Source organism: Leptothrix ochracea, assembly GCF_041083635.1.
GTDB lineage: Bacteria > Pseudomonadota > Gammaproteobacteria > Burkholderiales > Burkholderiaceae_C > Sphaerotilus > Sphaerotilus ochraceus.
This window is the reverse complement of the sequence record NZ_JBFPHB010000021.1, coordinates 26736-52625: the sequence shown is the minus strand read 5'-3', so window position 1 is coordinate 52625 and position 25890 is coordinate 26736. Positions and strand designations below refer to the sequence as shown.

Annotated in this window: 18 protein-coding genes and 1 CRISPR repeat array; of the genes, 15 read left to right on the top strand and 3 right to left on the bottom strand. The window is 61.0% G+C overall.

Annotation, left to right across the window (positions count from 1 at the left end):
• The 6 genes from cas5c (at position 1) to cas2 (ending at position 5416) form a co-directional block, all read left to right on the top strand.
• Positions 1 to 657 (top strand): type I-C CRISPR-associated protein Cas5c, encoded by a 657-nt coding sequence (cas5c, locus tag AB3X39_RS08420; protein WP_369416919.1) that lies wholly within the window; start codon positions 1 to 3, stop codon positions 655 to 657.
• Positions 654 to 2444, top strand: a complete 1791-nt coding sequence (gene cas8c, locus AB3X39_RS08415; RefSeq protein ID WP_369416918.1) for a type I-C CRISPR-associated protein Cas8c/Csd1 — start codon at positions 654 to 656, stop codon at positions 2442 to 2444. The genes cas5c and cas8c overlap by 4 nt, the downstream gene beginning before the upstream one ends.
• A gap of 2 nt (positions 2445 to 2446) precedes the next feature.
• A complete protein-coding gene (gene cas7c, locus AB3X39_RS08410; RefSeq protein ID WP_369416917.1) occupies positions 2447 to 3373 on the top strand; it encodes a type I-C CRISPR-associated protein Cas7/Csd2 in 927 nt (308 codons plus the stop codon).
• Between the two features lie 70 nt (positions 3374 to 3443).
• Positions 3444 to 4082, top strand: a complete 639-nt coding sequence (cas4, locus tag AB3X39_RS08405) for a CRISPR-associated protein Cas4 (RefSeq protein WP_369416916.1) — start codon at positions 3444 to 3446, stop codon at positions 4080 to 4082.
• Positions 4082 to 5110: a type I-C CRISPR-associated endonuclease Cas1c gene (gene cas1c, locus AB3X39_RS08400; protein WP_369416915.1), complete on the top strand. Its 1029-nt coding sequence runs from the start codon at positions 4082 to 4084 to the stop codon at positions 5108 to 5110. Before cas4 ends, cas1c begins: the two co-directional genes overlap by 1 nt.
• A gap of 15 nt (positions 5111 to 5125) precedes the next feature.
• On the top strand, positions 5126 to 5416 hold the full coding sequence (cas2, locus tag AB3X39_RS08395; RefSeq protein ID WP_369416914.1) for a CRISPR-associated endonuclease Cas2: 291 nt from the start codon (positions 5126 to 5128) through the stop codon (positions 5414 to 5416).
• A 190-nt stretch (positions 5417 to 5606) separates the two neighbouring features.
• Positions 5607 to 8301: direct repeats of the CRISPR family, unit length 37 nt; unit sequence GTCGCCCACCATATTCGTGGTGGGCGTGGATTGAAAC.
• 126 nt (positions 8302 to 8427) lie between these two features.
• Here cas2 and AB3X39_RS08390 read toward each other — a convergent pair.
• Entirely contained in the window at positions 8428 to 8721 is a 294-nt protein-coding gene (locus AB3X39_RS08390) for an SUMF1/EgtB/PvdO family nonheme iron enzyme (protein WP_369416913.1), read from the bottom strand.
• Between the two features lie 103 nt (positions 8722 to 8824).
• Here AB3X39_RS08390 and AB3X39_RS08385 point away from each other — a divergent pair, with 103 nt between their 5' ends.
• From AB3X39_RS08385 to AB3X39_RS08355, 7 genes are all read left to right on the top strand, one after another.
• A complete protein-coding gene (locus AB3X39_RS08385) occupies positions 8825 to 10045 on the top strand; it encodes a maltoporin (protein ID WP_369416912.1) in 1221 nt (406 codons plus the stop codon).
• Between the two features lie 66 nt (positions 10046 to 10111).
• A complete protein-coding gene (locus AB3X39_RS08380; RefSeq protein ID WP_369417013.1) occupies positions 10112 to 11356 on the top strand; it encodes an ABC transporter substrate-binding protein in 1245 nt (414 codons plus the stop codon).
• 39 nt (positions 11357 to 11395) lie between these two features.
• Positions 11396 to 12268 carry a carbohydrate ABC transporter permease gene (locus tag AB3X39_RS08375; RefSeq protein ID WP_369416911.1) on the top strand — a complete coding sequence of 291 codons (873 nt, stop codon included), beginning with the start codon at positions 11396 to 11398 and terminating at the stop codon, positions 12266 to 12268.
• Between the two features lie 11 nt (positions 12269 to 12279).
• The gene (locus AB3X39_RS08370; RefSeq protein WP_369416910.1) at positions 12280 to 13128 is read left to right on the top strand and encodes a carbohydrate ABC transporter permease; all 849 of its coding nucleotides are present in this window, start codon (positions 12280 to 12282) and stop codon (positions 13126 to 13128) included.
• A gap of 15 nt (positions 13129 to 13143) precedes the next feature.
• Positions 13144 to 14238, top strand: a complete 1095-nt coding sequence (locus AB3X39_RS08365; protein WP_369416909.1) for an ABC transporter ATP-binding protein — start codon at positions 13144 to 13146, stop codon at positions 14236 to 14238.
• A gap of 37 nt (positions 14239 to 14275) precedes the next feature.
• Entirely contained in the window at positions 14276 to 15265 is a 990-nt protein-coding gene (glk, locus tag AB3X39_RS08360) for a glucokinase (RefSeq protein WP_369416908.1), read from the top strand.
• Positions 15262 to 15843: an MOSC domain-containing protein gene (locus AB3X39_RS08355; protein ID WP_369416907.1), complete on the top strand. Its 582-nt coding sequence runs from the start codon at positions 15262 to 15264 to the stop codon at positions 15841 to 15843. The genes glk and AB3X39_RS08355 overlap by 4 nt, the downstream gene beginning before the upstream one ends.
• A 21-nt stretch (positions 15844 to 15864) precedes the next feature.
• On the opposite strand, the gene AB3X39_RS08350 is transcribed toward AB3X39_RS08355, so the two are convergent.
• Entirely contained in the window at positions 15865 to 16185 is a 321-nt protein-coding gene (locus tag AB3X39_RS08350) for a protease inhibitor I42 family protein (RefSeq protein ID WP_369416906.1), read from the bottom strand.
• 67 nt (positions 16186 to 16252) lie between these two features.
• Between AB3X39_RS08350 and AB3X39_RS08345 the strand changes: the two genes are divergently transcribed.
• Both AB3X39_RS08345 and AB3X39_RS08340 read left to right on the top strand, forming a co-directional pair.
• On the top strand, positions 16253 to 19720 hold the full coding sequence (locus AB3X39_RS08345; RefSeq protein WP_369416905.1) for a C1 family peptidase: 3468 nt from the start codon (positions 16253 to 16255) through the stop codon (positions 19718 to 19720).
• 264 nt (positions 19721 to 19984) lie between these two features.
• The gene (locus AB3X39_RS08340) at positions 19985 to 23665 is read left to right on the top strand and encodes a lectin like domain-containing protein (RefSeq protein WP_369416904.1); all 3681 of its coding nucleotides are present in this window, start codon (positions 19985 to 19987) and stop codon (positions 23663 to 23665) included.
• A 44-nt stretch (positions 23666 to 23709) separates the two neighbouring features.
• Here AB3X39_RS08340 and AB3X39_RS08335 read toward each other — a convergent pair whose 3' ends face one another.
• Positions 23710 to 25860, bottom strand: a complete 2151-nt coding sequence (locus AB3X39_RS08335) for a M66 family metalloprotease (protein WP_369416903.1) — start codon at positions 25858 to 25860, stop codon at positions 23710 to 23712.
• Positions 25861 to 25890: the final 30 nt, after the last annotated feature.

The window sequence follows — 25890 nt, the reverse complement described above, 5'->3', positions numbered from 1 at the left end:
ATGCCACGTTTCTGTCTCGACGTCCGAGGCGAGTACGCCTGTTTCACCCGACCTGAAATGAAGGTTGAACGGGTGTCCTACGACTTCATCACCCCCTCAGCAGCCCGCGCTGTCTTTGAGGCCATTCTTTGGAAACCGGCCATCCGCTGGCACATCGAACGCATTGAAATCCTCGCCCCCGTGCGCTGGATCAGCGTGCGGCGCAACGAAGTTGGCGCGGTGATTTCGACCCGCAACGTTCAGTCCGCCATGCAAAACGGTCATGGTGAACTGGGCCTCTACGTGGAGGACGAACGCCAGCAACGCGCGGGGCTGTTTCTGCGTGATGTGGCCTATCGGGTGCATGCACGCATGGATCTGGTGGGTGACGACGCCCGCCAAAATCCAGCCAAGTACGCCGAAATGTTCAGCCGCCGAGCCACCAAAGGCCAATGCGTGAACCAACCGTATCTGGGTTGCCGCGAGTTCGATGCACGCTTCCGGCTCGTCACCGATCTGAATGCTGAAGACCCTGCTTTGGCCGAGATGGATGGCGATTACGGCTGGATGCTCCACGACATGGATTTCACCCGTCCAGCCGACCCACGGCCGACCTTCTTTCGTGCTCAGGTCAAGCACGGTGTCCTTGATCTGAACGGCGTGGAGGTGCGGTCATGATCCTGCAAGCCCTACACGGCTATTACCAACGCAAGATGGCCGACCCAGACCCAGCACGCCGTTTGCCTGCTGCTGGCCTAGAAGACAAGGAAATCCCCTTCATCCTTGAGCTGTCGCCTGAGGGTCAACTGATTCAGATCACGGATACGCGCACTCAAGAAGGCAAGAAAAAGCTCGCCCGACGTTTTCAGGTGCCGCAGGGGATCAAGAAAACCTCAGGTGTGGCAGCCAATCTACTTTGGGATACCGCTGAATATGTTCTGGGGTTTGACGTCAAAGGAAAACCTGAGCGTGTCGCAGAACAAGTGCAAGCCTTTCGACAACGCATAGAGCATTTGGCGCTGCTTGTTCCTGGTGACTTGGGGTTGTCAGCAGCTCTTGGCTTCATCGGACCAGAAGCACTGACTCAGGCACAAGCCCAGCCTAACTGGCAGGACGTCGTCGATGCAAAAAACCCGGTTGTCGCCCTGCGCTTGGCAACGGATATTGATTTGATCTGTCAGCGACCCGCCGTGGTCGCGGCCATGGCAAACGCTGTCACGATGCCCGCAGCAAACGTTACCCAAGTCTTGCCCTGCTTGATCACGGGGAGGGTGGCCGAACCGGAGCGGTTGCATAACGCCGTCAAAGGTGTCTGGGGGGCGCAAACGTCAGGTGCCAACATTGTTTCCTTCAATTTGGATGCCTTTCGTTCCTTCGGCAAGGAGCAAGGTGCTAACGCCCCGGTCAGTTCGGCTGCCGCCTTTGCGTACACCACGGCCTTGAATCACTTATTGGTCAAGGGATCACGTCAGCGGATGCAGGTCGGTGATGCCAGCACCGTTTTTTGGGCGCAAGAAGAAGCAGACGCGGATTTCGAAGACGGGTTTGGTCTGTTGTTTGCGGATATCCCCGATGACCCCGATGCGCATACCGAGCAGGTACGTGCGTTGTTCGATTCGGTGCATCACAGCGGCCGATTCCAAGGTGATGCTGGCCAGCGCAAGTTCTTTGTGCTCGGGCTTGCACCCAATGCGGCCCGAATCTCGATCCGTTTCTGGCACGCGGCCCCATTGCATGAGATGGCAGAGCGCATCACGACATGGTTCGATGATCTGAAGATCGTGCGCGCACCCCACGACCCAGAATTCCCGAGCCTTTTTCGGCTGCTCAATGCCATCGCCCTACAAGCCAAATCAGAAAACGTCCCACCGAATCTGGGCGGCGATGTGATGCGCGCCATCCTCAACGGAGGGCCATTCCCATCGCTATGGCTCAACACTGCGGTGCAACGCTGCCGCGCCGAACGCCATGTCAATTACATGCGTGCCGCTGCCATCAAGGCATGCCTGAACCGTTCCATTCGCCACCAAAACCCTGCATCAGAGGAGGTTTACAAACCCATGCTCGATCTGCAAAACCCCCATGTGGCCTACCGGCTTGGCCGGTTGTTTGCCGCCCTTGAAAAAATTCAAGAAGAAGCCAGCCCCGGCCTCAATGCCACGATCCGTGAGCGTTATTTCGGGGCGGCCTCTAGCACCCCGGTGGCCGTATTCACTACGCTACTTCGCCTCAAAAACCATCACTTGGCCAAACTCAGCAACCGTGGCCGGGCGATGAATTTCGAGAAGCTGATTGGCGAAATCACCAGCGGTATCAGCGAATTTCCCAATCACATGAACTTGCCAGATCAAGGACGTTTTGCGCTGGGCTACTACCACCAGCGTCAGGCCTTTTTCACCAAATCTGAGGCTGCATCCACGGCCGATGAATCTTCGTCCTCTACCCCAGAAACCACGGGAGTTTGACCATGACCCTGACCAAACGTTATGACTTTGTTTTGTTGTTTGACGTCAAAGACGGCAACCCCAACGGCGACCCAGATGCCGGCAATCTGCCTCGCATGGATGCTGAAACCGGCCACGGACTGATGACCGATGTTTCCCTCAAGCGCAAAGTGCGCAACTTCATTGGCATGGCCCAGACTGAAGCAGATGGAGCAGCCAAGAGCGGTTTCGACATCTATATCCGTGAAAAAGGGGTGCTTGAGCGCAACCATCGCACCGCCTACAAGGCCATCGGTGCCGAAGATGAATTGGTGGATGACGGCAAAAAGGGCCGCAAAGGCAGCGCAGACAGCGTGGAACGCGCACGCCAATGGATGTGTGGCAACTTCTTCGATGTCCGCACATTTGGTGCCGTGATGTCCACTGGTGTGAATTGCGGCCAAGTGCGTGGTCCGGTGCAGATGACCTTTGCCCGCTCCATCGAACCGATCGTGGCGCTGGAGCATTCCATCACCCGCATGGCGGTGGCGAGTGAAGCTGAATCTGAAAAACAAGGCGGTGACAACCGCACCATGGGCCGCAAGCACACCGTGCCCTATGGGCTGTACCGCTCGCATGGGTTTGTGTCGTCTTTTCTGGCAAAGCAAACCGGCTTCTCTGGCGACGATTTAGAGCTGTTTTTCAAGGCCCTAGAAAGCATGTTCGAGCATGACCGATCGGCAGCGCGCGGCGAGATGAGTACCCGAGGTCTCTATGTGTTTGAGCATGAGAGCGAACTCGGCAACGCCCACGCCCACAGCCTGTTTGACCGACTCAAAGTTCAACCCACAGAACCTGGCAGCCCGGCGCGCAGCTTTGATGCTTATGCCGTGACCTTCGACGGCCAAACCCTTGCTGTGGGTCAAAGCTTGGATGCAGCCACGGGTGTGAAGCTGACCCGGCGCTGCTAAACAGACTCAGCCGTCAAGGCATCAAACCATCAGCCAGTTCTTTAACAACTTGCCTTTTCACCCTTTTCTTATGGACGAGCCGCTCGATCCCATTGCTTTGTCGGCCTTGCAGCACTGGGCGTATTGCCCAAGGCAGTGCGGCTTGATCCATCTAGAACAGGTGTTTGAGGACAACCTGCACACCTTGCGTGGGCAGGCGGTGCATGCCCAGGTGGATAAGCCGGGCATGGAGCTGCGCAAAGGCTTGCGCATTGAGCGCGCCCTGCCCGTATGGAGTGACACTTTTGGGCTGATTGGCAAGACCGATGCGGTGGAGTACGGCGCGGACGGCGTGCCGTACCCCGTGGAATACAAACATGGCTCGCGCCACAAAGCGGCTGACATTGCGGCGGCTGACGATATCCAGCTTGCCGCCCAAGCTCTTTGCTTGGCCGAGATGAGTGGTCACGCTGTGACTGAAGGGGCGCTGTACTACGCCAGCTCCAAACGTCGCCGCGTGGTGGAAATCACACCCGCTTTGCAAGCGCAGGTGCTGGAAAACGCTCAAGCCATCCGAGCCATGTTGTCCAGCGGCGTGCTACCCCCACCCACCACCGACACCCGACGCTGCAAAGGCTGCTCGCTGCGCGACCGCTGCCAGCCGGAGGTTTGGCGGCAGATGCACGGCGGCACCGATGTGCGCGCCAAGCTGTTTGATCCGGAGGATTGATGCAACTTCTCAACACCCTCTACGTCACCTTGGCTGAGAGTTATCTGCGGCTAGACAACGACACCTTGCGGGTCGAGGTGGAACGCGAAACCCGGCTGCGTGTACCCCTGCATCACTTGCAAGCCGTAGTCTGCTTTGGACACGTCAACCTCAGCTCACCGCTGATGCATCGGCTGGCTGATGAAGGCATCGCACTGGTGCTTTTGGATGGCAACGGCCGCTTCAAGGCACGACTAGAGGGTGAAGTCGGCGGCAATGTGTTGCTGCGTCGGGCACAACATCACGCTGTGGATAGCGATGTTTTTACCCTCGAAGCCGCCCGATCGGTTGTGGCGGGCAAGTTGCGCAATCAACGCCATGTGCTGCTGCGTGGGGCACGTGATGCCAAAGTGGCTGAAGACGAGGCCCTCCTGAGTCGTGCCGCCCAAGACTTGGCCGCGAGCTTGCGCACTTTGCCTGAAGCCACCACCTTGGACGTGCTGCGCGGCGTGGAAGGTGAAGCGGCTCGCACCTACTTTGCTGGCTTGAACCGGCTGGTTCGTCCTGATCAGCGCAAGCATTTCTCGATGGATGGCCGCAGCCGTCGCCCACCCCGTGACCGCATGAATGCCCTGCTGAGTTTTCTCTACACGATGTGGATGAACGATTGCCGCAGTGCGATTGAAGCCGCAGGGCTTGATCCCCAGCTGGGTTTTCTTCACGCCCTGCGCCCAGGCCGCGCCGCCTTAGCGCTGGATTTGGTCGAAGAGTTCCGCCCACTGGCCGACCGACTCGCGCTAACCTTGGTCAACCGAGGCCAGTTGGCTGCGGACGATTTTGTAGAGCGCGAAGGGGGTGCGGTGCTGCTCGAAGGCGATGCCCGCAAAGCGGTGGTGGTGGCGTTTCAGGAGCGCAAGCAAGAGGAGCTAACCCATCCACTCTTGGCCGAAAGCGTGCCGCTTGGGCTGATTCCCTTGGTGCAGGCACGTTTACTGGCCCGTCATGTACGCGGCGAATCCTCGGCCTACTTGCCTTTTGCCATGCACTGAAGACCAGCCACAACCATGCTCATCATCGTTTGCTATGACGTGAACACCGAAGACCGCGCAGGACGTCGGCGCTTGCGCCGGGTGGCCAAAGTCTGCGAAAGCACCGGGCAACGGGTGCAAAAATCGGTGTTTGAATGCCAAGTGACGCTGGCACAGATGGAAGATTTAGAGCGCCGCTTGCTGGCTGAAATCGCCCCAGATACCGATTGCCTGCGCTTGTATCGGATGGCCGACACCCGAGGCTGCGAAGTTCGCCAACACGGAAACTTCCGGTCTATCGACTTTGAAGACCCATTGGTCTTATGATCGCCACCTTCACGCGAACCCCAAGTGACCACCTCGGCCCCTCTGAGGTTCGCGCGAGCCGCAACCCCTTGTCAGACCAAAGAAAACCCATGCTCGTGCCCCCAACTCGCTCCCCCGGACCCACAAGGCCCGCCGGGTTCGCGTTCAACGCCCGAAATGTCGTTCTCCCACCCCGACTTGGATCAGCGGCGTCGCCCACCATATTCGTGGTGGGCGTGGATTGAAACATTCCCAGCCAGTATTGGCCGACCGAGTACCGCGCCGGTCGCCCACCATATTCGTGGTGGGCGTGGATTGAAACAGTTGCTGACATGGTGGTTGCTTTCAAAGAGTGGAGTCGCCCACCATATTCGTGGTGGGCGTGGATTGAAACGCCCTCTCCCGCACCCCGACCCGCGTGCAGGGTTACGTCGCCCACCATATTCGTGGTGGGCGTGGATTGAAACTGGCAGGTTCGGGTCTTCCAACCTGCGGCGCAGGTCGCCCACCATATTCGTGGTGGGCGTGGATTGAAACTAAACCCAAAGGAGAGACACCGTGAAGAGCCACAGTCGCCCACCATATTCGTGGTGGGCGTGGATTGAAACCCTCGTACCCCGACCCGCGTGCAGGGTTACGCCAAGTCGCCCACCATATTCGTGGTGGGCGTGGATTGAAACGCGGGGGTAAACGCTGGTCTGACTCAAGGTGCCACGGTCGCCCACCATATTCGTGGTGGGCGTGGATTGAAACTGGATCACCTTGTTGTGGGCCGAACGGTCACGTCGTCGCCCACCATATTCGTGGTGGGCGTGGATTGAAACAGCGGACTGTCAGGGGCGTCTATGCACCCAGACAGGTCGCCCACCATATTCGTGGTGGGCGTGGATTGAAACTCGTCAGTGCTGTAGCAGCAGCCGATCAGCGCCAGTCGCCCACCATATTCGTGGTGGGCGTGGATTGAAACTACGCCTTCAGTTTCACCCCGTCCTACCATCGCGGGTCGCCCACCATATTCGTGGTGGGCGTGGATTGAAACATTGTGCTCAGCGCCACAGACCACGACGCCTGGCTGTCGCCCACCATATTCGTGGTGGGCGTGGATTGAAACGCTGCACCGTCAACGGATCATCTCCAAAAAAGTGGTCGCCCACCATATTCGTGGTGGGCGTGGATTGAAACGGCGCGGGAACGGGTGCGCCATAGCACGGCCTGCGTCGCCCACCATATTCGTGGTGGGCGTGGATTGAAACGATCTTCTTTGATGCGATCGGGGGCTTTTTTGGGGTCGCCCACCATATTCGTGGTGGGCGTGGATTGAAACGTCGTGCCAGCCGCCTTGGCGGGCCGTCCACGGGGGTCGCCCACCATATTCGTGGTGGGCGTGGATTGAAACAAGGATGGGATTGATCTGATCAGCGCATCGAGCGTCGCCCACCATATTCGTGGTGGGCGTGGATTGAAACTTGGTTTGAAGGCGGTTGACATCGATGTCACCAAGCGGGTCGCCCACCATATTCGTGGTGGGCGTGGATTGAAACGGTCGTGAGTCTTGGGCACAGCGATGGCTTGCTGAGTCGCCCACCATATTCGTGGTGGGCGTGGATTGAAACATGCTGAACATCAGAAGCTAATATGTTCAGCCATGTCGCCCACCATATTCGTGGTGGGCGTGGATTGAAACCGTCAGGGTGCAGGGATCACCCAAGATCATCAAGGTCGCCCACCATATTCGTGGTGGGCGTGGATTGAAACAGCGGAGTCGCCGGGTTTGCAATCAACGAGATCTAGTCGCCCACCATATTCGTGGTGGGCGTGGATTGAAACACTTTGTTTGTGGACAATGCGGCCAAGAATCACCACGTCGCCCACCATATTCGTGGTGGGCGTGGATTGAAACGGCTTTGTACGCCTCCCCGGTGAACATGCCGTGGATGGTCGCCCACCATATTCGTGGTGGGCGTGGATTGAAACGATGGCTGCCTTGTTCAAGTACAGGCGCGGGATGGTCGCCCACCATATTCGTGGTGGGCGTGGATTGAAACATCCTTGATGCACTGGATCACAAAAGCCGTTTTTCGTCGCCCACCATATTCGTGGTGGGCGTGGATTGAAACAACTTGATCCCACGTCCAGCCCAAATTACCGCAGGTCGCCCACCATATTCGTGGTGGGCGTGGATTGAAACGGCATCGACGCCCAGGAGCAAATCTTTGGCTACGTCGCCCACCATATTCGTGGTGGGCGTGGATTGAAACGCGGTTGAAACGACTTGCATCCCCCCCCTTGGGGGTCGCCCACCATATTCGTGGTGGGCGTGGATTGAAACTGGCAATCTCTGGGGCCGTGGGGGCGCCCATTGGTGTCGCCCACCATATTCGTGGTGGGCGTGGATTGAAACGCCTCCCCAGATAGCCCCCCATGTGGGGCGTTCCTGGTCGCCCACCATATTCGTGGTGGGCGTGGATTGAAACAAAAAGACGACGTCGGTCAAGCGTTTGATCGCATCGTCGCCCACCATATTCGTGGTGGGCGTGGATTGAAACAGAGCCTCACCGCTCCGCGTCCGCACTAGCTCCGCGTCGCCCACCATATTCGTGGTGGGCGTGGATTGAAACCGTTTTGATGGTTTGGGCTTCGGCGGTTTTGGGGGTAGTCGCCCACCATATTCGTGGTGGGCGTGGATTGAAACAATCTCGTTGGTTTCGGGCACGGCGGTACTCGCGTCGCCCACCATATTCGTGGTGGGCGTGGATTGAAACCATTGATCTTCACGCGCTTCGAGCTTTTCGACGACGTCGCCCACCATATTCGTGGTGGGCGTGGATTGAAACATCGATCACCTTCGACCGGGCCTTGTCCTCGGCCAGTCGCCCACCATATTCGTGGTGGGCGTGGATTGAAACAAGATGACGGCAGAGCAGTCGGGGGATGCAGCGGGTCGCCCACCATGTTCACGGTGGTAGTTGTCAAGTGATGATGGTAGGGGGCACCCGGTAACCCCTGTGTCTCATGCGCGACTGGCTCGCATCTCAGTCGTTTTCACTCCGACCCAATCGGGTGTGGGTCACCCCGCCGTATTTACCGTCGGGGCGGCAGTTCGCTGCGAGATTTTTGCCGCATGAGCTTGGGGCCCATTTTACTAAGCCTAGGGCGGTGACCGTCTGCAGGTGCTGCCGCCAAGATGACTTAGGGCAGCACCTTGGCAACGCGCAAGCCGAGCATGGGGCCATGGCTGTTGGGGGGGCCTCGTGGCTCTTTTTGTCGCAGTCAGCCACCCATTCCCGGACGTTACCGATCATGTCGTGCAGGTCATCGCTTCCCAAGAGGCTGTATTCGGGAATTTACCTATCGTTAAACTTTTATAAATCTTTAATCTTCTGTTCAGCCGGAGTGAACCGGCGCCTTTACCGAATAGGAGATTTCCCCATGTCACAGTCCTCCACTGCTCGCCGCCTGCTGCCCGCAGCCATCCTTCTTGCGTTTGGTTCCTTGGCCGGTTCGGCACAAGCGGTGGATTGGGGTGGTTACTTCCGCGCGGGTCCGGCCACGGCCGACAAAGACGCTTCACGGGCTTGTTATGGCTTGAGCGGTCCGGGCCTGAAGTACCGCTTGGGCAACGAGTGCGACATCTACGGTGAATTCGCCCTCTCGCAAGGTCTGAAGTCCGAAGGCGTGGACTACAAAGCCACCTTGATGACCAACCTGTACAACCCGCAAACCGACACCGGTGCAGCCACCGTCGGCATCAACCAGATGTTTGTCGAAGGCAAGGGTTACGACGTCGCGCCGAACACCGCGTTCTGGATCGGCAAGCGCTTCTATGGCCGCGCTGACGTGCACATCGTCGATACCTTCTTCACCAACCTCAGCGGCGTGGGCGGCGGGGCGGACATTCCGCTCAGCTTCGGCAAATTGGGTTTGGCCTATTTCAAGAAGGACGTGGACGCAGCCCAATCGGGCAACCGTTTCAACGTCGATCTGTCTGACATCAACGTCAACAAGGACGGCAAGCTGCGCGTGCTCTTGACCGCCACCCAAGGCAACTTCAGCGCCAGCACCGTCACGGGCAACACCTACGCCGCAGGCACCTCGGGCATGGGCCTGACGATTCAACACAACCAAGACAAGTTCTTGGGCTTGGGCGGCGGCAACACCCTGTGGCTGCAAACCGCGCAAGGTTCAGCCGGTCTGGATGGCAACTTTGGCGGCCTGAGCAACGACAGCAACATCAAGAGCACCCGCTTGGTGGAAAGCATGACGTGGCAAGTGGGCGCTTTTGGCGGTCAAGCTTTGGCCATGGTGCAAAACGACGATGCCGCAGGTGTCAAAACGGCGTCTACCTCCTACGGTGGCCGGGTGTCTTACGCCTTCACCCGCAACTTCAAGCTGCTGGGTGAAGTGGGCCTGTCGCAAAAGAAGGTCGATGGCAGCGACGCGCAACAACTCACCAAGATCACCGTGGCCCCGACGTTGGCCGTCGGCCCGGGCTTTTGGAACCGTCCTGAACTGCGCCTCTACGTCACCCACGCCACTTGGAACGACGCCGCCAACGCCGCAGCAGGGGCCAACGGCCTGACCGGCGTGCCAGCGCTCTCCACCAAGACCAGCGCCACCAGCATGGGCTTGCAAGCTGAAATGTGGTTCTAAGACTGCGCTTTGCAGCTGAGCTTTCTTCCTCTTTGAAACCAAGGATTGATCATGAAAACATTGCGCATGCTTCCCGTGGCGCTGGCTTCGGCCGTGGTGGTGGGTTTGACCGCTGGCGCGGCCCAAGCGGGTGAAGTTGAAGTGCTGCACTGGTGGACCTCCGGCGGTGAAGCCAAGGCGGCGGCAGCTCTGAAGGCCACCCTGCAAGCCAAGGGCCACACGTGGAAAGACTTTGCCGTCGCTGGCGGCGGCGGTGACTCGGCCATGACGGTGCTGAAGTCGCGTGTGGTGTCGGGCAATGCCCCGGCTGCGGCGCAAATCAAGGGCCCGTCCCTGCAAGAGTGGGCTGCTGAAGGCGTGCTGGCCAACATCGACGATGTGGCCAAGGCCGAAAAGTGGGACAGCCTGCTGCCGCCAGTGGTCGCCAACGTCATGAAGTACAAGGGCAACTACATCGCTGCGCCGGTCAACGTGCACCGCGTCAACTGGTTGTGGGCCAATCCGGCTGCGTTCAAGAAGGCTGGTGCGAAGGTGCCGACCAATTGGGACGAGTTCTTTGTCGCGGCAGACAAGCTCAAGGCCGCCGGCATCATTCCGGTCGCCCATGGCGGTCAGAACTGGCAAGACTTCACCACCTTCGAGAGCGTCGCGCTGGGCGTGGGCGGGGCGGACTTCTACAAAAAAGCCTTGGTGCAACTTGACCAAGGTGCCCTCAAGAGCCCCACCATGACCAAGGTGCTGACCACGTTCAAGAAGGTCAAGGACTACACCGACAAAAACGCCCCCGGTCGTGACTGGAACTTGGCCACCGCCATGGTGATCAAGGGCGAAGCCGGTATGCAGTTGATGGGTGACTGGGCCAAGGGTGAGTTCATCGCTGCGGGCAAAGTGCCGGGCAAAGACTTCAGCTGTTCAGCCGCACCGGGGACCGCCAAGTCCTTCACCTTCAATGTCGATTCGTTTGCGATGTTCAAGCTGAAAAGCGAAGCCAACGTCAAAGCACAAAAGGATCTGGCCGCCGCGATCATGTCCACCGAGTTCCAGGAGATCTTCAACCTGAACAAGGGTTCCATCCCGGTGCGCTTGAACATGGACCTGAGCAAGTTTGACGACTGCGCCAAGCTCTCCAGCAAGGACTTCGTCGATACCGCCAAGTCGGGCTCGCTGGTGCCTTCCATCGCCCACGGCATGGCCGTGCCTTCTGCCGCTCAGGGCGCGATCCAAGACGTGGTGAGCCAGTTCTGGAACAGCGACAAGATGACTGCGACTGAAGCGATGGACAAGATCGCCAGCGCAGCCAAGATCCACTGAGACGCACTGACGCCTAAAGCCTAAACGCCGAGTCCGACCATGGCCATCCGCCGCTTTGATCACTGGTTGCCCAAGCTTGTCTTGGCCCCAGGATTCCTGCTCTCGTTCCTGTTCATCTACGGCTTGATCGCTTGGAACGGGGTGTTGTCGGTCTCGGCCTCACGGCTGCTGCCCAATTACACCTTCGTCGGCTTTGAGCATTACGTGGCCTTGTTCGAGAGTGATCGCTGGTGGGTGGCCCTGCGCAACTTGCTGGTCTTCGCCACCCTGTTCATCGGCCTGGCCATGGCGGTCGGGCTGCTTCTGGCGGTGTTGCTAGACCAGAAAGTTCGCGCCGAAGGGGCGCTGCGCACCATCTATCTCTACCCGATGGCGCTGTCCTTCATCGTCACCGGCACGGCGTGGAAGTGGATCTTGAACCCTGGGCTTGGCATCGAGCATCTGGTGCAGTCCTGGGGCTTTGAGAGCTTTCGCTTCGACTGGATCGTGGACCCGGACCGCGCCATCTACACCGTGGTGATCGCCGGGGTGTGGCAAAGCGCCGGCTTTGTGATGGCGCTGTTTTTGGCGGGCTTGCGCGGGATCGACGACTCGATTCTGAAAGCGGCGCAAGTCGATGGTGCCTCGTTGCCGCGCATCTACTGGCGCATCCTCATCCCGAGCCTGCGGCCGGTGTTTTTCAGCACGCTGATGGTGCTGGCGCACATCGCCATCAAAAGCTTCGATCTCGTGATGGCGCTGACCTCGGGCGGCCCCGGTTTTGCCACCGACATGCCGGCGACCTTCATGTACGCCATGGCCTTCACACGCGGTCAGATCGGTTTGGGCGCGGCCTCGGCCACGGTGATGCTGGCGACGGTGGCGGCCATCGTCGTGCCTTATCTCTACAGCGAGCTGCGCAAGCGCTCATGAGCCCACTCATCATGAAAAACTTGCAACGCTTTTTACTGATCTCGGTGTTGCTGGGCTTTGCCGCCGTCTTTTTGCTGCCGATGGTGGTGATGCTGATCACCTCGTTCAAGGACATGGACGACATCCGCACCGGCAGTCTTTTGGCCTTGCCCACGCACCTCAGCACCGAAGCTTGGAGCCGGGCTTGGTCAAGTGCCTGCACCGGCACTGACTGCGGTGGCCTGAAGCCCTACTTCTGGAACTCGGTCTTCATGGTCACGCCCGCCGTGCTGATCTCGACCGCGCTCGGGGCGCTGAACGGCTACATCCTGACCCAATGGCGCTTTCGCGGCAGCGAGCTGATGTTTTCGCTGATGCTCTTCGGCGTCTTCATGCCGCTGCAAGTGGTGCTGCTGCCGATGTCGCAGGTGCTGGGCTGGCTGGGTTTGTCGGATTCGCTTTGGGGCTTGGTGTGCGTGCATGTGCTGGTCGGCTTGGCCTCGACCACGCTGTTTTTTCGCAACTACTACCTGGGCATTCCGCCCGAGCTGATCAAAGCGGCGATGCTCGACGGCGCAGGGCTGTTTCGGATCTTCTGGCGCATCTTGCTGCCGCTCTCGACCCCGATTCTGGTCGTGACGCTGATCTGGCAGTTCACCGCCATCTGGAACGACTTCTTGTTCGGTGTGGTGTTTTCAGGCTCGGATGCCAAACCCATCACCGTCGGCCTGAACAATCTGGCCAACACCACCAGCAGCGTCAAGGAATACAACGTGGACATGGCAGCGGCGCTGATCGCGGCGTTGCCAACCCTCGTGATCTACGTGCTGGCGGGTAAATATTTCGTGCGCGGCCTCACCGCCGGCGCGGTCAAAGGCTGACAAGGAACACGCACCATGGGCGCACTTTCCATCCGCAACGTTCGCAAGAGCTACGGCGACACCCACATCCTCAAAGGCATCGATCTGGAGATCGAGCAGGGCGAATTCTTGATCCTTGTCGGCCCCTCGGGCTGCGGCAAATCGACCCTGCTGTCGATGATCGCCGGGCTCGATGCGCCCACCGAGGGCACGATCCACATCGGCGAGCGCGACGTCACCCACGCCCTGCCCAAGGACCGCGACATCGCCATGGTGTTTCAGAGCTACGCGCTCTACCCCAACATGAACGTGGCGCAAAACATCGCCTTCGGGCTGGAAATGCGCAAAGTGCCCAAGGCGGAGCGCGAAGCGGCCGTGCTGCGCGTGGCCAAGATGCTCCAGATCGAACACCTGTTGAGCCGCAAGCCGGGCGCACTCTCAGGCGGTCAGCGCCAGCGCGTAGCGATGGGCCGCGCCTTGGCCCGCAACCCGGCACTCTTTTTGTTTGACGAGCCGCTCTCCAACCTCGACGCCAAGCTGCGTGTCGAGATGCGTGCCGAGATCAAACGTCTGCATCAGCGCACCCACACCACCACCGTTTACGTCACCCACGATCAGGTCGAAGCCATGACCTTGGGCGACCGCATCGCCGTGATGAAGGACGGCGTGGTGCAACAGTTCGGCCGCCCGGATGACATCTACCGCCGCCCAGCCACCCGCTTTGTGGCCGAGTTCATCGGCTCACCCGCCATGAACCTGATTGAAGGCAGCGGAGCGTTGGAGGGCGAGGCGATGCATGTGCTGGTGCACGGCACACCGTTGGCGTTGCAAGACGGTGCCCAACGTGTCGTGCAAGTCGGCCACGCCCTGAGCTACGGTCTGCGTCCGGAAGATGTGGTGGTCAACCCCGAGGCCGGCCCAGAGTCCAGCTCCGGTTTGGCCGGCGAGATCACCTTGGTCGAACCCACCGGCCCAGAAACCTACGTCAGCGTCGATACCGCCGTGGGCGTGCTGGTGGCACGCATCCCCGGCCAAGTGCATCACAGTGTGGGTGAACGGGTACGCCTCGGCTGGTCACCGGAGGTTGTGCATCTCTTTGACACAACCACAGGCCAGCGCGTCGGGCCCTGAACACGATAAACGGGCTTGGGCCTGCGATGATCACGGCATGACAACGCATTCCTTTCCTCGCTTGGTGGCCGACATCGGTGGCACCAACGCCCGTTTCGGCTGGCAAGCCGCCCCCGGTGACGACATCACCCATATCCGCAACCTGATCAACGCCGACCATGCGGGGGTGGCTGAGGCCGTCCGGTCCTATTTGCTGGTCGAGCGTCTGCCTCAACCCGAAGCCATGGCCATGGGTATCGCCACCCCGGTGCAAGGCGATCTGATTCGCATGACCAACAGCCCATGGCGCTTCAGCATCCTTGGGCTGCAAGCCGAGCTTGGCTTGAGCAAGCTGGTGGTGATCAACGATTTCACTGCTTTGGCTTTGGCGCTGCCTTCGCTACGTAAACCCCAACTGCGCCAGATCGCCGGGCCATGTACGGCGCTTACGCCCGAGCACATCCGCTCCGGTCCCGTGGCTTTGCTGGGCGCAGGCACCGGCTTGGGTGTTTCCGGGCTGTTGCCCTTACCGGGCGGGCGCTGGGCGCCCATCTCGGGCGAAGGCGGTCACGTCACTTTGGCCGCCACCGATGCCTTGGAAGCCGCCTTGCTCGACAACCTGCGCCACCGCTTTGAACACGTCTCGGCCGAGCGTGTCTTGTGTGGCAACGGCTTGGCCCATCTTTACCGCGCTGTGGCCGAAGTCAAAGGCCACCCGGTCCTTGATCTAGGACCTGCCGATATCAGCCGCTTGGGCCTGAACGGCACCGATACTGATGCGGTCGCCACCCTGCACCACTTCTGCGCCTTCCTCGGTTCGGTGGCCGGCAACCTCGCCCTGACCCTCGGCGCCCGCGCCGGCGTCTACATCGGCGGCGGCATCCTCCCCCGCTGGGGTGACTTCATCGAACGCTCGCCCTTCCACCAGCGTTTCATTGCCAAGGGCCGCTTCACCGACTACCTCTGCGCCCTGCCCATCTGGCTCATCCAAGCCGAAACCTCCCCCGCCCTCGAAGGCGCCAGCCGCGCACTCGATCAAGCAGCATGAAACTCCTCAGCCTCCAAATCGGCATCGCCAAGTCACTACCCGTAGGTGACCCCGTGGGTGAATCACGGGTGTTATCGGCGATTGGCAAGACGGCGGTGGCGGGGCCGGTCAAGGTGCAGCGATTGGGGTTGGATGGCGATGAGCAGGCGGATTTGTCGGTGCATGGGGGGCTGGCGAAAGCCGTCTATGCCTACCCTTCAGAGCACTACGCTTATTGGCAACAACAGCGGCAAGCATCTGGGTTATCGCCTGATTTGCCTTTTGGCAGCATGGGCGAAAACCTGACGCTGGCGGGTTTGTTGGAGACGGATCTTTTCGTCGGCGACGAATGGCACTTCAGCGACTGTGTGTTGCGTGTCACCCAGCCGCGCCAGCCTTGCTTCAAATTCAACGCCGTGATGGGCGACAAACTGGCGGCAAAAAAGATGGCCCAAACCGGGTTTTGTGGTGTTTACCTTTCAGTCGCCACCCCAGGCCGCCTGCGCGCCGGCGAATCTTTCCACCTTGTCCCCGGCTCACGCCAGACCTCGATCCTGTCGCTGTTCAAGGTCAGCATGTTGAAAACGCGCCATGACTGAAAAACCACGCCGCCCCCCGTCTCACGGCTGCACCCTCAACACCACCTGCCACGTTTCAGCCGGTTCGGTGTGGTGTTCCCAAGATCGCCGGTAAACCCATTGCAGGGTGACGTGGCCGGGGGCATCGGCTTGGAGGAAGAAGCGTTCCATGCCACCAGCGCCAACCCGGTGTGGCTCAGAAGACGTGGGCTCAAAGACGGCGTCACCCACTTGGTGAACCAAGGGCGGGTCGATGGGCAGGAGTTCCCAGCGGTAGCCCGTGGTGGGGTTGGCAGGCAACGCCACCGCCCACGTCGCCCCCACGTTTAAAACCACTGAATCCGGTGCACGAATCGTTTCCATACTCACAAGGTCCTTGCCATCACATCAGTTATTTGCGAATTCATAATCAAACCATGGAGGACTGATCGTGCGCCGCTATCCCACCTTACCCCCCAAGAAAACCTTGCGTTCGGCTTTGGCTCTGTGGGCCGTGATGGCGGGGGCTGTTCAAGCCGAACAGGTGACGGTCGATGCCCCCAACAACCCCAGCTTTGACCAGCACATGGGTCGGGGCGGCAAATCGCCCAGCGGGGTCAAAGGCAGTCCCAATGCCCTGACCGGGGCCAGTGGCGCATGGGTGGACGATGGACAAGGGGGCCTGCGTGGTGCGGGACATCGGCCCGATCCCTTGGATCGACGCCATATGCGTGGGGCCAAGCCTCAGACGATGTCAGTCTTGCCCCCTGCACCGGTGACCACCGACGCTTTGACCCTCGCCAACACCCCCCATCGTGTGACAGCACCCATGGGTTACAGCGCGCCTGTCAGCTTTGATGCCCGCAGCTTGGGCTTCGTGACCCCCGTGCGGGACCAAGGGAGCTGCGGTGACTGCTGGACGTTTGCGGCGATGGGAGCCATGGAATCAGAGATGCTGGCGGCGGGCGATGCGAGCTTCATCTTGTCGCCCAACCATCTCAATGTGCGCAACGGTTTTGCATGGGCCGCATGCGCCGGGGGCAACAACACCATGTCGATGGCCTACCTGAGCCGCTGGGGCGATGCCAGTGGCCGGGCCTCCGGGCCGGTTTGGGACATCGATGACCCTTACACCAACACCAAAGGCACCTCGGTCGCAGGCCTGACACCGCGTTATCACACCCAAGACATCTGGGTGCTGCCAGACAAGGCCAGCGGCGAGGCCTCCAGCGACAACCTCAACTGGAAATATGCGTTGCAACAAGTCGGCGGCTTGGCGGTGTCGTTCTACATCGACACCTCAACCCAAGACAACAGCACCCGTAAGCCCAAATACTGGCGCAGCAGCACCGCCAGTTATTACTACAACCAACCCAACACCAGCAGTACGCAGGAACCTGCGCCCAGCAACCACATGGTCACGCTGGTGGGTTGGGATGACCGCTACGCTGCCAGCAACTTCGCCACCCGTCCCCCGGGTGATGGGGCGTATGTGATGAAGAACCAGTGGGGCAGCAGTTGGGGTCAGAACGGGTACTTCTATGTGTCTTATTACGACACGTCTTTGCAAGACGCCGTGGCCTACTTGCCCCCCGAGCCGGTGAGCAATTACACCCACCAGTTCATGCATGACCCCCATGGTCAGACCAGCGCTTCGGGCTACAGCGGCAGCAAGATCGGCTGGGGCGGCAACATCTTCACGGCGGGGGCAGCGGAACCCAGCCTGCAAGCGATCAGCTTCTTCACCAACGACATCGATGTCGCCTTCGAAGCCCGCATCTACACCCATGTCGGCAGCACGCCGAGTGCAGGCACGCTTCAAAGCGCTGCCACGGTGACCGGCACCTTGCCTTATGCCGGCTATCACACCATCCGCTTGGCCAGTCCGGTGACCTTGGCCCCCAACGAGAAATTCTCGGTGGTGGTCAAGTTTGTCAACTCGACGTCTGCGTACCCTGTTCCGCTTGAGAGAAGCGTGCCCGGCTTTACCAGCAGCGTCATCAGTGTGGCGGGCCGCAGCTTCATCAGTCATGACGGTCGCGCTTGGAGTGACCGCGCTACCAGCGGTGATCAAGTCAACATCCGGGCCATGACGGGCCTGAGCTTGGACGCCCTGCCCGATGCTCAGCAAGGCCAAGCCTATCGCCAAAACCTTCATGTCTCGGACGGCACCGGGCCCTATACCTACGCCGTCACGCGCGGCTCACTGCCAGCAGGTTTGAGCCTTGCCAGCGATGGCACGTTGTCGGGTACGCCCGGCACCAGCGGTCGCGCCACTTTCATGATCAGCGCCACCGACAGCACGTCTGTCACCCTGGGCGGCCCCTTCACAGGCGCACGCACCTACACCCTGACGGTCCAACCCAGCAGCGCCACCAAGACGCAAAGCATCCATTTCAGCCCGGCGCCGCGCTTGTCCGTGGGCACCCAAGCGGAGGTGAAAGCCACGGCCACGTCCGGCTTGCCGGTGAGTTTCAGCTCCACCACGCCCTTGAACTGTCCGCTGGACGGCAGTACGTTGACAGGACTGAAGGCGGGCCCCTGCACCGTGGCAGCCACCCAAGATGGCGATGCCATCTATCTGTCAGCCCCGCGTGTCACCCAAGACATCCCCGTCACCGCCAACGCCGGTACGTTGACTCAAAGCATCAGTTTCGCCAGCATGCCCCCGCTGATGGTGGGTGGCGCGGTCACGTTGATGGCATCGGCCAGTTCAGGCCTGAGCGTGCACCTTGACAACACCACACCCGCCTATTGCACCCTGAGCAGCAACAGCACGTCTGGGGCGACCTTGACCGGTTTGGTCGCAGGCAACTGCGTGCTTGAAGCGACCCAAGGGGGCGATGCGTTCTACAACGCCGCCCCCATGGTGACCTTGAGCATTCCGGTGCGTAAAGCAGAACAAACGGTGAGCTTCAGCAGTGTCCCCACCAACGTACAAGTGGGCAGCAGTGCCACCCTGGTGGCCTCAGCCAGCTCGAAACTGCCCGTCAGCTACGGCACGCTCACGCCCAGCGTTTGCACCGTGAACGGCGCTCAAGTCATCGGGGTGGCCGCAGGCTCATGCACGGTCAGTGTCGATCAGGTGGGCAATGCCTATACCTCACCAGCGCCACAAGCCAGCGCCAGTTTTCCGGTAACCGACGTGGTGCTGAAGGCGCAGCAAATCAGCCTCCTTGTTCCCACCACCGTCACGATCGGCAGCATCGGCACCGTCTCGGCCAGTGCCACCTCGGGTCTGGGCGTGATCTTGAGGTCGGACACACCCTCAACGTGCACTGTGACGGGCTACACCCTCACCCCGGTTGCGGTGGGTTCATGCAAGGTCAGCGCCACTCAACCGGGTGACAGCATGTGGAAAGCAGCCGACGCCGTCAGCAAGTCGCTCAATATCTTGGCAGCGCCCCCTTTCAAGACCCAAAGCATCAGCTTTGCTCCCGCAGCCACGCTGGTCCGAGGCACCACGCTGAGCCTTTCCGCCAAAGCCACCTCCGGCTTGGCCGTACGCTTCACATCCAGCAGCCCCACGCTGTGCAGCATCAGCGGCACCACCCTCACAGGGTTGAACCTCGGCACATGCCAAATCCAAGCATCCCAAACGGGCGATGCCACTTGGAAACCCGCCCCACCGCTCAGCAAAGCCATCACCATCGTGGCTCCCGCACTCAAGACGCAAAGCATCAGCTTTGCACCCTCCACCCCCAACACGCTCACGCGCCCAGCCACGGTGAACTTGGTCGTCACCAGCACCTCGGGTTTGCCGGTGCGCTTGACATCCACCAGCCCGACGATCTGCACCCTCAACGGCACCATGCTCACGGGCGTGGAGGCGGGCATCTGCAAAGTCTCTGCCCTACAAGCCGGTGATAGCGTCTGGAAAGCCGCCGACACGGTTGCTCGGACGATCACCGTGAAGTAACCCAAGAAGACGCATGCCGTCACTGACGCAGTTAAGCAACAGTTTTCTCTTTGCCAAGTTATCTGCCAACTATTGCCGAATAGCACCATGCCATTGATGCTATTTGGCCACAGACCCAAAACAAGCTTATTGACCTCGTATAAACCCTCTCCGAGAATTCGATGCACATTCATCGGGCCTGAATCAATATTCATTCATACCCTTGTCGACGGTTTTAAAAACATCGCCGATATTGATGTTCATCAACCTATCAAGGGGATATACGTGCTGAATCGCCAAAACATCCATAACTCAACCATGCATGGTCATGGGCCATCCATACTGGCCGCCACAGTGGCCTTGCTGGTCGCATCCTTGGCACCGGCGATGGCAGAACCGCCTTCAGGCAAAGCTGGACACGATGGTGAATTTACGCGCCGTATGGGCCCGGGCGGTGTGGACCGCCAACCCCAGCAAATCGACGACGGTAAGGGCCATGTGCGTGGTGTGGGTCATCGCCCTTCGCCGGTAGATCGCAGCCACATGCGCGGCCAAGTTCCGCAGTCACTGCCCAAGATCCACAACCAAGTCGGCGCCGGCACAGGCACCAGCACCGCCCCCACAGCCGCACCCACCAGCACATTCACTGCCGTCGGCTTGCCCACAAGTTACGTGCCCCCCAGTGCCTTTGATCTGCGCAGCACCGGCCAACTCAGCCCTGTGCGTGATCAAGGAGCTTGTGGCGATTGCTGGGCCTTTGCCACTTTCGGCGCGATGGAGTCGGAAACCATCGCCACAGGCGATCCAAGCTTCATCCTTTCGCCCAACCATTTGAATGTCGGCCACGGTTTTGCCTATCCAGCCTGCGGCGGGGGCAACGCCACCATCTCGATGGCGTACCTGACACGCTGGGGTGACAGCAGCGGGCACACAGCCGGGCCGGTGCTTGAAGCCGATGATCCATACACCGCCACCGCCGCCACCTCGGTGGCGGGCCTGGTACCGCGCTATCACGCCCAAGAGGTACTGGTCTTGCCCGACAAAGCCGCCGGAGCCACCTCAGCCGACAACATCAACTGGAAATATGCCCTGCAACAGTACGGCGGCCTGTACGTTGCGTTCAATATCGATACCACAAGTTTGGATACCTTGACCGGCAAACCAAAATATTGGAATAACGCCAACGCTGCTTACTATTATTTCGGGGGCACTGGCACCAACCATGCCGTCACCTTGGTGGGCTGGGATGACAATTATCCAGCGTCAAGTTTCGCCACCCAACCACCCGGTAACGGTGCCTATATTCTGAAAAACCAGTGGGGTAGCAACTGGGGCCAAAGCGGCTATTTCTATGTGTCGTACTACGACACCTCGTTGCAAGAAGCTGTGGCCATGCTGGCCCCGGAGCCAGTCAGCAATTACACCCACCAGTTCATGATCGACCCGCACGGCAACATCGGTTCGTGGGGCTACGGCAGCAGCACGGGTTGGATCGGCAACATCTTCACCGCCGGAGCGGCTGAGCCCAACTTGCAAGCAGTGAGCTTCTTCACCAACGGTGTCGATAGCGCCTATGAAGTCCGCGTCTACACCAACGTCACGACCACCCCGTCCACCGGCACGCTGCAAAGCGCGGCGACCGTCACCGGCACCATCGCCTACGCGGGCTACCACACGGTCCGCTTGCCCAGCCCGGTCAGTTTGGCTCCCGGCCAACAGTTCTCGGTGGTTGTCAAACTCAATACGCCCGGCACCACGTTCCCGATCCCGACCGAATCCAATGTCCCGGGCTACACCGGGGTGGTGACGTCGGTCGCTGGACGCAGCTTCATGGGCTCGAACGGTTCGAGTTGGACCGACTTGAATGCCTACGGCGAAAACGCCAATATCCGCGCCCTGACCGGCTTGAGCTTGAGCGCCTTGCCCACGGCCCAACAGGGCCAAGCCTACGCCCAAGCCCTCAGCGTGACTGACGGCACCGGACCCTACACCTACGCCGTGACCCGAGGTTCGCTGCCGGCGGGTCTGAGCTTGGCCGCCGACGGTACCTTGTCGGGCACGCCCACCAGCAGCGGCAGCGCCAGTTTCACGATCAGCGCCACCGACAGCACGGCGGCCAACCAAGGCGGCCCCTTCACCGGCGCGCGCAGCTACAGCCTGAGCATCACCCCGAGTCCGGCCAGCCAAACTCAGAGCATCAACTTCGACCCGGCCCCCAACTTATCGGTGGGTGCCACGGCCACCATCGGTGCAACGGCGACTTCAGGTCTACCGGTTTCCTTAAGCGCCGCCCCAACCAGCACTTGCGCCCTGAGCGGCACCCAGCTGACCGGGGTGAGTCCAGGTACGTGCACCATCACGGCCAGCCAGCCCGGTGACGCGGTTTACGTGGCCGCTCCGCCGGCCACACAGGCCATCGTGGTGGGCTCCAGCACCGGCACCACACCACAAGCCATCAGTCTCAGTACAACCCAGGCCCTGATGGTGGGCGGCACCAGTGCGCTCTCCGCCGCAGCCACCTCCGGTCTGAGCGTGCGTCTGACCAACATCACACCGGCCACCTGTGCGCTCAATGGCAACACCCTGAGCGGCTTGGCCGCAGGCACTTGCACGCTCAACGCCGATCAAGGCGGGGATACGGTGTACAGCGCCGCGCCCACGGCCACGCTGAACGTGCCGGTGCAAAAGCTCAACCAAAGCGTGAGCTTCAGCAGCGTGCCCGCCAACTTGCTCGTCGGAGCAAGTGCCACGCTCGTGGCCTCGGCCAGCTCGAACCTTGGGGTCAGCTACGGCACCCTCAGCCCCACCGTCTGCACCGTCAGCGCGGCAACCGTCAAAGCGGTGGCCGCAGGCACTTGCACGGTCTCGGCCGATCAAGTGGGCAACGCCAGCATCAACCCAGCACCCCAAGCCAGCGCCAGCTTCCCAGTCACGGTGCCGATGAGCAACCAGACCATCACCTTCGGCACCCTGCCGACCCTGACCGCCAACACCAGCGGCACACTCAGCGCCACCGCCACGTCAGGCTTGACAGTGAGCTTTGGCAGCCAAACGCCAGCCACTTGCTCGGTCAACGGGAACACGGTTGCAGGCGTTGCCGCAGGGACCTGCACGGTGGTCGCCAGCCAAATCGGCAACACCAGCTGGAACCCAGCCCCGAATGTCAGCAAGAACATCACCGTCGGTGCAGCGGTTTTGAAAGCGCAGACCCTCACGGTCACCGCACCCACCACCCTGACTTTGGGCACCACCGGCACCATCACGGCCACCAGCACCTCGGGCTTGCCGGTCACCATCACGGCCACCACGCCGACCATCTGCACTGTCTCAGGCAGCACCATCACCCCGGTGATCGCGGGGGCCTGCACCCTTTCGTCCACCCAAGCGGGCGACCAGACGTGGAAGGCCGCCACCGCTGTCACGTCCAAGATCACGGTCTCCGCACCGGTGCTCAAGGCTCAGACCCTCACGGTCACGGCGCCCACCACCTTGACCTTGGGCACCACCGGCACGGTCACCGCCACCAGCACCTCGGGCCTGACCGTGGCCTTGGCTTCGACCACACCGACGATCTGCACTTTGGTCGGCAGCACCCTCACGCCGGTCGCTGCGGGGTCTTGCACCATCACCGCCTCCCAAGCCGGGGATACCACGTGGAAGGCCGCAACAGCGGTGACCAAGAAGATCACCGTCTCGGCCCCGGTCCTCAAAGCTCAGACCATCACCTTTGCCCCAGCAACCACGCTGACTCGTCCGGCCACCTTGGCGTTGACGGCCACCAGCACCTCGGGCTTGGCGGTCACCATCGCCTCCACCACCCCCACGATCTGCACCGTGAGCGTCAGTGGCACCACCACCACGCTGAGCGGCGTGGCGGCGGGGACTTGCAAGGTCACCGCCTCGCAAGCCGGTGATACGGTCTGGAAAGCAGCCACCGCTGTCTCGAAGAGCATCACGGTGAAATAAGCACCGTCAAGTGCACCGTCAAGCGCACTTTCCACGCGTACGGTTCAAGGCGACCACACCGCCGCCGTACGCGCGCTTTGGTAGATGTTGGTGGCCGTGATGCCGTTGGCCGCGACGCTGATGTCGCAGCTGCGGTCGGTGGCGGCGCCGTTGCGCACGCACAAGGGACGGTGCAGCAAACTGATGCGGCGAATCACCCGCCCGTCATCGGGCAAATTCACCGCCCAGTGGCTGAAGGCCGTGGCACTCACGTCGTTGTGCAGCGCCACATGGCGAAAACTGCCGTCGGCGTACTCCACCCGCAGGTGCAAGTTCCACCCCCACCAAAAGCTGTCGCCTGAAATGCTTTGCTTGATCAGGTTGAAGGTCACCGGATCGGTCGGGTCCCAAAGCCGCAGCAGATGCCCTTGGGTCTTGAAGACCCCCAAGACCGCCGACAGCGCATCATCCGGCCCGTTGAAGGCCCCGACCACGGTGATGCCCGGCACGTTGTATTGCTGTGGAAAGCGGAAGTCGTAGTAGCTGTCGTAGCTGCTGCCCGCCGGTGCCGTGGGCAGCGGCTTGACGAAGCCATCGTCACCGGGCGGACGCAGCACGATCTCTTGGCTGCGCGTCGCCGGGTTGTAGCGGGTCAAGGTGGGTGGATCGTTGGGGGCTGCGTTGGTGATAGCGCTGCGCCAGTCCGCTTGGACCGTGCCGCCTTGCTGCGGCAAATTGAAAGCAGCGGCTTGCGGTGCGGCCGAACTGCTGCCGGGGATCAAACTGCTCCAGTAGGGCACGCTGCCAGCGTAGGCGCTGGCTGAGCCGAGCCAGTAGCGCTGCATCTGCACGGTGGCAAAGTCAGAGAAATGGTCAAACAAGCGCCCACTGGCCACGTTGTTGCAGCCGCGCTGCATCGGGTCTTGGGCCTCGACCAAGGTGCCATGGCAGCCCCAGGGCATCAGCGTGTTGTCGAGCGCGTCATAGGCGGTGGTTTTGCCGAAGCCGCCGCCCACATAGCCGCCAACACTGGCGGCATTGACGGTTTCACCGATGTAGGGGTCGAGCAATCCGGTGACTGCGGTTTGATGCGCCGCCGTCACATCCCCAAGGTGCGGCAGGCTCAGCGCGTGGCCGACTTCGTGGTTGAAGATCAGCTGATAGTCGCTGCCACTGGCTTGCTGACCGCCGCCCAAGCCACCACCGCCCCCCGAATGCGCACCCAGTCCCCCAAACCAAACCGAGGTTGCGGCCATGCCGTTGGCCTGTTTGAGCTGACTCATCAGGCTCAAGGAGGCCGCGATCACGCCAAAGTCGCTGTAGAGCGTGCATTGGCCCGCGCTTTGTTCGGCGGCGGTGCAACTCGGCAGGCGATCCGCCCAAACAGCCGGTTGCGCGCTGGTGATGCCTTGGGCGGTGCGCCCGTCGCTGCGCGGTGCAATCACCAGCCGAGGCAGCGTCAGCGGCTGCGGCCAAGCGTAGAAAGCCACAGCGGTGAACGGGAAACGCGCGGCAAATTCGGCTTGCAGGCTGCGCTGATCACGCGGCGTGGTGTCACCAAAAAGCAGCACATCGGTCAGCACCATCTCCAGCTGTGGCTGAGTCTCAAGGCGTAAATCGGCCGGCGTCAAGGTGCGGCTTGGGCCGCCCGCCACACTCACGGTCAAGCTCAGATCGGGCCGCATCCAATCGCGTGGCAGGGTCAGGGTGTAGCTGCTGGCCAGGTCTTGGCGCTGCGGTTGCGGGTCCATGTCCACCGTGGTCGGCAGCGTGGCTGGCGCCACCATGCAGCGCGTCGCACTGCCGCCGGCCCAGCTGGCTTGGACGCTGATTTGCGGCGCGGCGCCGCCCAAACCACTCGGCGCACTCACATCGACTTTGAGCAAGGCTCCCCGGTCTTGCACCAAGTTCCAAAACGCCCAGCCCGGCTCCATCAGATGGGTCTGGGCCAACCAGACGCGTGCCAGCGTGGCATTCGCCCCCGTGACCGGCGTGGCCGCGCACATGCTTTGCAGCGGCGGCGGCTCAGGCCTGAACAAGGTCGGGCGAAAACTCGCTCCAGCAGGTGCGGTGACCAACGCCGGTCCCGTGGACGGATAGGGATGGCCCCCGTGACCGCCACTGCACCCGACAAGCCATGTGGCGGTGGCCAACCACACGCTGGCCGCACTGAATGCTCTGAGGGGGCGATGAATGGAGGAGGCGGTGATCTTCATGGCTTTTGATTGTGGTGCTCTGCTAAGGTT